Annotated in this window: 7 protein-coding genes; 4 read left to right on the top strand and 3 right to left on the bottom strand. The window is 74.3% G+C overall.

The window, feature by feature from the left end:
* Positions 1-22: 22 nt before the first annotated feature.
* From FVA95_RS26545 to FVA95_RS26535, 3 genes are read right to left on the bottom strand one after another with little or no spacing between them, the layout of a single operon-like run.
* Entirely contained in the window at positions 23-814 is a 792-nt protein-coding gene (locus tag FVA95_RS26545; RefSeq protein WP_149666563.1) for an ABC transporter ATP-binding protein, read from the bottom strand.
* The gene (locus FVA95_RS26540) at positions 811-1,923 is read right to left on the bottom strand and encodes an iron ABC transporter permease (RefSeq protein WP_149666562.1); all 1,113 of its coding nucleotides are present in this window, start codon (positions 1,921-1,923) and stop codon (positions 811-813) included. The genes FVA95_RS26545 and FVA95_RS26540 overlap by 4 nt, the downstream gene beginning before the upstream one ends.
* Positions 1,920-2,957, bottom strand: a complete 1,038-nt coding sequence (locus FVA95_RS26535) for an ABC transporter substrate-binding protein (protein ID WP_240051751.1) — start codon at positions 2,955-2,957, stop codon at positions 1,920-1,922. The genes FVA95_RS26540 and FVA95_RS26535 overlap by 4 nt, the downstream gene beginning before the upstream one ends.
* Before the next feature lie 216 nt (positions 2,958-3,173).
* Here FVA95_RS26535 and FVA95_RS26530 point away from each other — a divergent pair, with 216 nt between their 5' ends.
* The 4 genes from FVA95_RS26530 to FVA95_RS26515 form a co-directional block, all read left to right on the top strand.
* Positions 3,174-4,481, top strand: a complete 1,308-nt coding sequence (locus FVA95_RS26530; protein ID WP_161992468.1) for an MFS transporter — start codon at positions 3,174-3,176, stop codon at positions 4,479-4,481.
* Complete coding sequence (gene asnB, locus FVA95_RS26525; protein ID WP_149666560.1) at positions 4,481-6,322, top strand: asparagine synthase (glutamine-hydrolyzing); 1,842 nt, start codon at positions 4,481-4,483, stop codon at positions 6,320-6,322. Before FVA95_RS26530 ends, asnB begins: the two co-directional genes overlap by 1 nt.
* Positions 6,323-6,332: 10 nt before the next feature.
* Entirely contained in the window at positions 6,333-7,580 is a 1,248-nt protein-coding gene (locus FVA95_RS26520) for a cytochrome P450 (protein WP_149666559.1), read from the top strand.
* A gap of 59 nt (positions 7,581-7,639) precedes the next feature.
* The coding region (locus FVA95_RS26515; RefSeq protein ID WP_161992467.1) for an isocyanide synthase family protein at positions 7,640-8,508 on the top strand (869 nt) is incomplete at its 3' end.

Raw genomic sequence — 8,508 nt, 5'->3', positions numbered from 1 at the left:
ACGGCGGCTGGTGCCGGTGCGTTCACGAGGTGGCCTGACCGGCGTCCAGCTCGCGCAGCAGTACCCGGGGCGCCCCGGTCACGGGGTCCGCGACGATCGAACCGTCGACCCGGAAGTGCGCCGCGAGCAGACGGGGGGTCAGTACCTCGGTCGGTGTGCCCAGTGCGGCGATGCGGCCCGCGGACAGCACGGCGACCAGGTCGGCGTACTGGGCGGCGAGGTCGAGGGAGTGCAGCGCGGCGACGACGGTGATCCCGAGGTCCCTCGCCAGCCGCAGGACTCCGAGCTGGTGACGGGGGTCGAGGTGGTTGGTGGGCTCGTCGAGCACCAGGACCCGAGGCTGCTGGGCCAGCGCGCGGGCGAGGAGCACCCGTTGCCTTTCCCCGCCGGACAGCTCCGACAGCGGGCGGGCGGAGAACGCGGTACAGCCGGTGCGCTCCAGCGCGTCGGCGACGACGGCGGCGTCACCGGGGCCGGGACGCCCGAACGTGCCCAGGTGCGGCGAGCGACCGAGCATGACCGCCTCCCACACGGTGAAGTCGAACCCCCCGGGGTCGTCCTGGGAGAGCACCCCGACCGCGCGGGCGTTGTCGCGGTGCGGCATCGCGGCCAGGTCGTCGTCGCCGAGCAGCAGATGCCCGCGCACTGGCTTGAGCACCCGGTAGAGGCTCTTGAGCAGGGTGGACTTACCCGATCCGTTGGGCCCGACGAGGGCGAGCACCGCGCCGTCGGGGACGGCCAGGGTGGCGTCGTGCACGACCGGGTCCCCGCCGTGGCCGACGCTGACGCCGTCGATCACGAGCCGGGAGCTCACACCCCCACCGCCCCGGTCGCGCTGCGGCGCAGCACGTAGAGGAAGAAGGGCACGCCGATCGCGGCGGTGAGGACGCCGATCGGGAGCTCGGTCGGGGCGAGCACGAGACGGGCGGCGGTGTCGGACCAGACGACGACCAGCGCACCGAGCAGCACGCACACCGGCAGGGTGCGGCGGTGGTCGGCGCCGAACAGCAGCCGGGCCAGGTTCGGCACGACCAGCCCGACGAACCCGATGCTGCCCGACACCGCGACGACCGCCCCGGTGAGCAGCCCGGTGAGGACGAACAGCGCCGCTCGCAGCCGGGTCGGGTCGGTACCGAGCGCCGAGGCCGCGTCCTCGCCGAGTACGAGCAGATTGACCCGGTTCGCCTGCCACCACAGCGGCACCAGGAGTGCCCCGACGATGGTGGCGGACAGTGCGAGCAGGTCCCAGCGGGCCCCGGCCAGGCTTCCGAGCATCCAGAACAGGACCTGCTGCTGGGCATCGGTGTTGCGGGTGCGCAGCAACAGGAACGAGGTGACACCACCGAGCAGCTGCCCGACCGCGACGCCGGCGAGCACCATCCGGGTCGCGTGCAGCCGTCCACGGACCCGGGACAGGACGAAGACGCCGAGCCCGGTGAACATCGCACCGGTGAACGCGGCGGCGGGCAGGGTGAACAGCCCGGCCGTCGCGGTCCCGATCGTGGTGATGACCAGGACGGCGCCGACCGAGGCACCCGACGACAGCCCCAGGATGTAGGGGTCGCCGATCGGGTTGCGGACCATCGCCTGCACCAGCAGCCCGGCGACGGCCAGCCCCGCCCCGACGACGACGCCGAGCAGCACCCGCGGGGTACGCAGCTCCCAGACGATGAAGTCCTCGGCCCGGTCGATCCCGGAGGAACCCCCGGCCAGGTGGGCCGTCACGGCGTCGAGCACCCTGCCGGGCGGGATCGACACCGGGCCGAGCCCCATCGCCACGACGACCGAGGCCAGCAGGGCGAGCAGCAGCCCCGCGAGCACGGCCGCCGGCGGCACCCGGCCGAGCAGGCCGCCGGTCGCAGGGATCGGGCGGGCCGGGAGCGGCGCCGGGCCGGCCCCTGCCGTCTCCTCGTGGGTGGTCATTCGGTGCCGTGGATGCCCTTGGCGATCGTGGCGACGGCCTGTCCGTTGAGCACGCTGGGGGACAGGGTGATCGACTGCGGGACGGTGACCAGCCGGTTCTCGCGCACGGCGGTGGTCGAGGCGAGGGCGGGACTGGACCGGATGGCCGCGGTCAGCTCGGCGTCGCTCTGCGGCGAGAACCCGGTGATCACGACGATCGCCTGCGGGTCGAGCGCGGCGACTTGCTCGGTGGACAGGCTCGCGAAGTCGCTGTCCTGGTCGGCGGCGATGTTCTGCCCGCCGGCGAGGGTGATGATGCCGTTGGCGAGGCCGGAGCCGCCCTGGGTCATCAGCGGCTGGCCGGTCTGCGGGGCCGAGGACAGTGCCAGTACCCGGACCGGCGCGGTGCCGGGGGCGGGCGCCGCGGCGGCCACCTGGGCCTTGATTCGGTCGACGAGCTGCGTGCCCTGTGCCTGTGCGCCGAACACGGTCGCGGCCTGCTGGATGAACGTGTAGGTGGCGTCGATGTTCTGCACGGGCGAGGGTGCGTCGTCGCAGGCCACCAGGCTGGCGGCGCCGGCCTGCTGCAGCCGCTCCACCGAGGGGGTGCCGTCGAAACCGCCGAAGCTGTAGCTGGAGATCCCGACGACGAGGTCGGGCTTCGCCGCCACGACCGACTCGCTGTTGCCCTGTCCGGGGTCCAGCACCGGGATCGAGTCGAGCTCGGTCCGCTCGGCGCCGGCGAAGGCCGTGAAGAAGTCCGGGGCGGCGGTGCCGACGATCCGCTCGCTCTGGCCGAGCTCGGTCAGGATCGCGGCGGCGCCGCCGTCCATGGTGACCACGCGCTGCGGCGTGGCCGCGAGCTGCGGCACCGGAGGGCAGGAGGGGGCGGCTGGGTGCCCGGCACCGCCCGAGGGCGAGGACGAGCCGCCCATGTCCATGCCCTCGTGACTCGTGTGGTTGCCAGCGGCCGGTTCGCCGCCGCACCCGGCCAGCAGCAGGGCCGTGGCGGCGGCGGCCAGTGCCGTCGTGATCGTCCGTCGGTGTCGTCGCACCCTCACACGTCCTTCGTATCGTATTCGCCCAAGCACCTCACCAGTCGGCGTTCGCAAGCCTCCGGTCGTCGGTACGCCGGTGAAATGTGGCCCTCATCATGTGGTCGTATCATCCGCGAACTCGACTACGTTACGCGATCGGGAGGGCGTGGAATGGTGGGAGGTGCAGCGGCGGAACCCGTTGGCGGAGTACGTGACGACCGGGTCGCGGTCGCGGTGGCGGGCCTGCTGTCGTTCGTGGCGATGTTCGACATGAACGTCGTCACCGTGGCCCTGCCGCGGATCGCGGAGGGTTTCGGCGCCGATCCCCGGACGGTTCAGTGGGTCGTGCTGGGGTATGCGATCCCGGCCGTGGCGTTGCTGCTGCCGGCGGGTCGGTGGCTGGACCGGGTCGCCGTGCGACCTGCGCTGCTCACCGCCGTCGGTGTCTTCGCCGCCGCGAACGTCGCGGCCGTGGTCGCGCCGTCGCTGTCGGTGTTGGTGGGGCTGCGCGGGCTGCAGGGTGTCGGCGGCGCGGTGCTGATGGTGCTCATGCCGGTGCTCGCGGTGGCTGCGGTCGCCCCGCGGCGACGGGGCCGGGCGATGGCGGTGCCCGCGACGGCCGGCCCGGTCGGCGGGGTGCTGGGCCCCGCGGTGGGCGGGCCGATGATCGAGCTGGCCGGCTGGCGCGTCGCGTTCGTCCCCGCGGTGTTGGTGTCGCTGGTCGCGGTCGTGCTGGTCCGCTGGTCCCGGATCCCTGCCGGGGTGCTGGCCGGGCTGGACCGGGCGGGCCTGGCCGACGCCGCACTGCTCGTCGCCGGTCTCGGACTCGTGTGTGCCGTCGCCACCGGTGTTCTCGCCGGTCCGGCGGTGGTGACCGCGGCGGTCGTGGTCGCGGTCGCTGCGCTCACCGTGTGGGCGGTGCGTCCCGGGGCTCGTTCGGTCGCCGCGGCGCTGCGGCCGCGTGGCGCCGCGCCCGCCGCGGCCGTGGCGCTGCTCGCCGGGGCGTTCGCGGCCGCCTCGTACCTGGTCGCCGTCGGGTTGCAGGCCGGGGGTTCCGGTCCCGCCGCCGCCGGGCTGGCGCTGCTGGCGTTCCCGCTGGGGATGGTCGTGGCCGGGCCGCCCGCGGGACGGCTCGCCGACCGCTTCTCCCCGCGTGCGGTCGCGGTCGTGGGCGTCGCCCTCGCCGCGGTCGGCTTCACGCTGCTCGCCGCGCTCCCCGACGGGGAGCCCTGGACCCCGGTCGACGTCGCCTGGCGGGTGGCGCTGGCCGGGCTGGGCACCGGGCTCTACGGCGGCCCCACCCAGGTGCTCGTCCTCGCCGGGGCCGCGCGGGACCGGATGGCGACCGCCGGCGCCGGCGTGCAGTGCGCCCGCGCCCTCGGTTTCGCGGTCGGCCCGGCCGCTGCCGCGCTCGCCTGGAACACCGATGGCACGGTGCTTGCCACCCGTCCCGCCCTCGTCGTCGCGGCCCTCACGGCCGTCGTCGCCGCGTTGCTGTTGATCGGGGGCCGCGACCGTCCCACCACTGAGGAGATCCCCTGATGTGTGGCATCGCCGGCGTCGTCGAGCCCGTTCCCGTCGCCGACCCGGCGGCGCTCCGAGCGGTCGCCGAGGCCATGACCGCGACCCAGGTTCTGCGCGGACCCGACGCCGGCGGGGTGTGGCACGACGGACGCGCCGCGCTCGGGCACCGCCGCCTCGCGGTGATCGACGTCGACGGTGGTGTGCAGCCGATGCTCGCCGGCAGCGAGGGCACCCGCACCGTCCTGTCCTACTCCGGTGAGGTCTACAACCACCACGCGTTGCGCGCCGAGCTGCGCTCGCGCGGGCACCGGTTCGACACGCGTAGTGACACCGAGGTGGTGCTCGCCGGGTACCGGGAGTGGGGGCTCGCCGTGCTCGACCGGCTGGAGGGCATGTTCGCGTTCGCGGTGTGGGACCAGCCGACCGGTCGGCTCGTACTGGGCCGCGACCGGCTCGGCGTCAAACCGCTGTACTGGGCCCGCACGCCGACCGGTGGCGTCGCGTTCGGGTCCGAGCCCAAGGCCCTGTTCGCCCACCCCGGCATCGACCCGGTCGCCGACGTCGAGAGCCTGCGCGACGGATACGCGCTGCTGTTCTCCACCTGGCCCGGCGTCTATGCCGGTGTCGCGGAGGTCGAGCCCGGCGGGTGGCTGCTGTTCGACGCCGACGGCGTGCGCACCGGCCGCTACTGGCAGCTGGAGCTGTGTGAGCACACCGGCGGCCCCGAGGCGACCGCCGACCACGTCGCGGCGCTCGTCGAGCGGGCCGCCAGGTCCCGGCTGGAGGCCGACGTCGAGATCTGCAGCCTGCTCTCGGGCGGGCTCGACTCCTCGGTCGTGACCGCGTTCGCCGCGGCAGAACTGCGCGACCGCCGCGGGCCCGACGCGGTGCTGCGCTCCTACGCCGTCGACTACACCGACCAGGCCCGCGAGTTCACCGGCGACGTCCTGCGCACCGGGCACGACACCCCCTACGCGGCCGAGGCCGGGGCGCACATCGGCACCGACCACTCGGTGACCGTGCTCGACCCGGCGGCGCTGCTCGACCTGGAGCACCGGCGCGCCGTCGTCGCGGCGCGGGACTCCCCGATCGGCGTCGGCGACATGGACACCTCGCTGTACCTGCTGTTCGGTCGGATCCGCGAACACTCGACGGTCGCGCTGTCCGGGGAGGCCGCCGACGAGGTGTTCGGCGGCTACCCCTGGTTCCACGCCGAGCGTCCGCGGGCCGCGGCGACGTTCCCGTGGCTGCTCGTCACCGGCGACGACGCGGCGGTCCCGTTGCACCCCGACCTCGCCGCCGCCATGCGGATCGGGGAGTTCCGCGCCGACACCTACGCCGCCGCGCTCGCCGCCGTCCCGCACCACGACGACGAGTCACCCGAGCAGCACCGCTCGCGCGAGCTGCAGCACCTCTCGCTCACCCGCTGGGTGCGCCAGCTCCTGCACCGCAAGGACCGGCTGTCGATGGCGCACGGCCTGGAGGTCCGCGTGCCCTACTGCGACCACCGCCTCGTCGAGTACGCGTTCTCGGTCCCGTGGAGCGAGCAGACCCGCGACGGCCGGGAGAAGTCGCTGCTGCGCAGTGCCGGTGCGAAGCACCTGCCCGAGTCGGTGTTGTGGCGGGCCAAGAACCACTACCCGGCCACCCACGACCCCGGCTACACCACCGGGCTGCAGGAGCTGGCCCGCGACGCCCTGACCGTCGACGGCGTCACCGATGTTGTCGACCGCACCCGCATCGATCCGCTGCTCGACGCGCCCGCGGAGGGGCTCGACTGGGGCACCCGGCTGCGCCTGGAGCGGGTCGTCGACCTCGCCCTGTGGCTCGACGTCGCCCGGCCCGCGCTGCGGATCTGAGAGGACACCGATGACCTCCCATCACGAGACCGAGCCGGTCCCGCTCGTCGGACCGGATTACAAGCGTGACCCCTACCCGCTCTACGGGGAGCTGCGCCGCCGTTGCCCGATCCACCGGGTGACGTTCCCCAGCGGTGTGCACGCCTGGCTGGTCACGGGCTACGACGCCGCCCACGCCACCCTGAACGACCGACGCCTGGGCAAGGACCACCGCCTGGGCAACGACGGGTGGCGGGCGCGGGCGTCGATCATGCCCGAACCCCAGCACTCCCAGCTGCAGGTCCACCTGCTGCACCAGGACCCGCCCACCCACACCGTCATGCGACGGCTGGTGACCGAGTCCTTCACCCCGCGGGCTGCCGAGGAGCTGCGCCCACGGCTGCAGGAGATCGCCGACCGGCTCCTCGACGACCTGACGGCCGCCGACGGACCGGTGGACCTGGTCGGTGGGTTCGCCGCCCACTTCCCGTTCGCCGCGCTGGCCCTGGCGATCGGGCTGCCCGACGAGCTGGCGTCGGGGTTCCGGCGGGAGTGGGGCGGCGTCGTCGCCCCGGTCGGGCCCACCGACCCGCGCCGCGCCCACTACGAGGGGCTGCTGCGCGGGCTGCAGGACTACATCGCGCGGGTCGTCGACGGCGTGCGGAACCTGCCCGGCGGCGGGCTGCTCACCCGTCTGGTCGCCGCCCGCGACGCCGATGAGCTCACCGCGGAGCAGCTCGACTCCATGGTCTTCCAGCTGCTCGTGGCAGGGCAGGAGCCGGTGACGAACCAGATCACCACCGCGCTGGTCGCGCTGCTGCACCGCCCCGACGAGCTCGACCGCCTCGCCGCCGACCCGGAGCTGCTGCCGCGCGCGGTGGAGGAGCTGCTGCGCTACGACAGCGCGTTCGAACTCACCACCTGGCGGTTCCTCGCCGAGACCGACGACCTGCACGGCCGCGAGGTCCCCGCCGGGGACTCGGTGATCGTGTCGCTGTGCGCGGCCAACCGCGACCCGCGCCGCTTCGACCGAGCCGACGAGCTGGTGCTCGACCGCAGCCCGAACCCGCACCTCGCGTTCGGACACGGCATCCACTTCTGTCCTGGCGCCGCGCTGGCCCGCGTCGAGCTGCAGGTCGCGTTGGGCACCCTGCTCGCCCGGCTGCCCGGCATGCGGTTCGCCACCGATCCCGCCGCGCTCGACTGGACCCCGGCCGTGCTGGGTCGCGGTGTCCGCGCCCTGTCGGTGACCCACGACGCGTCCTCGCACGTCGGCTGAGCCGACCGACACCCACCACGCTCCTCGCCTCCGGCGAGGGCCCGCCGATCGGAGGATCGTTGATCACCTGTGCCCCGGACCCGGTCACCGACCGGACCTGCACCGACGCCGTCGTCGAGGACGTCCTCGACATCCTGCTGCGCCACCGGCGTGCCCCTCGCGATGAGCCGGAGCCCGAGCCCTCCGCCTTCGACCCGCAGCGCGCCCAGATCCGGGCCGCCGTCGCCGCCGGTACACCACTGCGGCTGGTGCTACCGGCATTCCCCTGCAAGTCCCCGAACCCGGCCAAGGTGCTCGGCCGGCTGCCCGACGCGGGGGAGCGGCTGTCGCTGCACCACCTGGACCGCGTCCGGGCCGAGATCGCCGCCGTGCACGAACCGGGTGCGCGGGTGCTCGTCTGCTCCGACGGGCACGTCTTCGCCGACCTCATCGGCGTACCCGACGTGCACGTCGACGACTACGGCGCCGCACTCCGCGAGCTCGCCGCGGCGGAGCGGCTGCCGGGCTTCGAGTTCTTCGACCTGTCGGACGCCCACCCCGATCGCAGCCACTCCGAACGCCGTGCGCTGCTCGACCGGCTGTGGGCGCCGTCGGTCGAGCAGTTGCGGGAGCGCTGCCGCACCGACCCCTCCGAACGCGCGCTCTACCTGGGGATCGTGCGCTTCCTCGTCGAGGACGCCGGCGGCCACGAGGGCAGCCGCGCCGCCCTGCAGCGCCGCTCCCGGGAGCGCGGCTACCGGGTCGTGGCCCGCAGCAACGCCTGGAGCGCGCTGGTCGCCGATCGGTTCCCCGACGGCGTGCGGCTGTCCATCCACCCGCATCCGGCCGGCTCGTCGAAGCTGGGTGTGCGCCTGGTCCCGGCCGACGACACGTGGATGACCCCGTGGCACTCGTGCGCAGTACGCGGCCCGGACGGGACCTGGGCGCT

Origin of the sequence: Pseudonocardia sp. EV170527-09 (genome assembly GCF_008369905.1) — a bacterium.
Classification (GTDB): Bacteria; Actinomycetota; Actinomycetes; order Mycobacteriales; family Pseudonocardiaceae; genus Pseudonocardia.
This window is presented reverse-complemented; position numbering and strand designations above follow the sequence as displayed.

What these genes read in the sequence shown, in the direction of transcription:
- FVA95_RS26520 (WP_149666559.1), top strand. Translation starts at nt 6,333, where the DNA reads ATGACCTCCCATCACGAGACCGAGCCGGTCCCGCTCGTCGGACCGGAT.
- FVA95_RS26540 (WP_149666562.1), bottom strand. Translation starts at nt 1,923, where the DNA reads ATGACCACCCACGAGGAGACGGCAGGGGCCGGCCCGGCGCCGCTCCCG.
- asnB (WP_149666560.1), top strand. Translation starts at nt 4,481, where the DNA reads ATGTGTGGCATCGCCGGCGTCGTCGAGCCCGTTCCCGTCGCCGACCCG.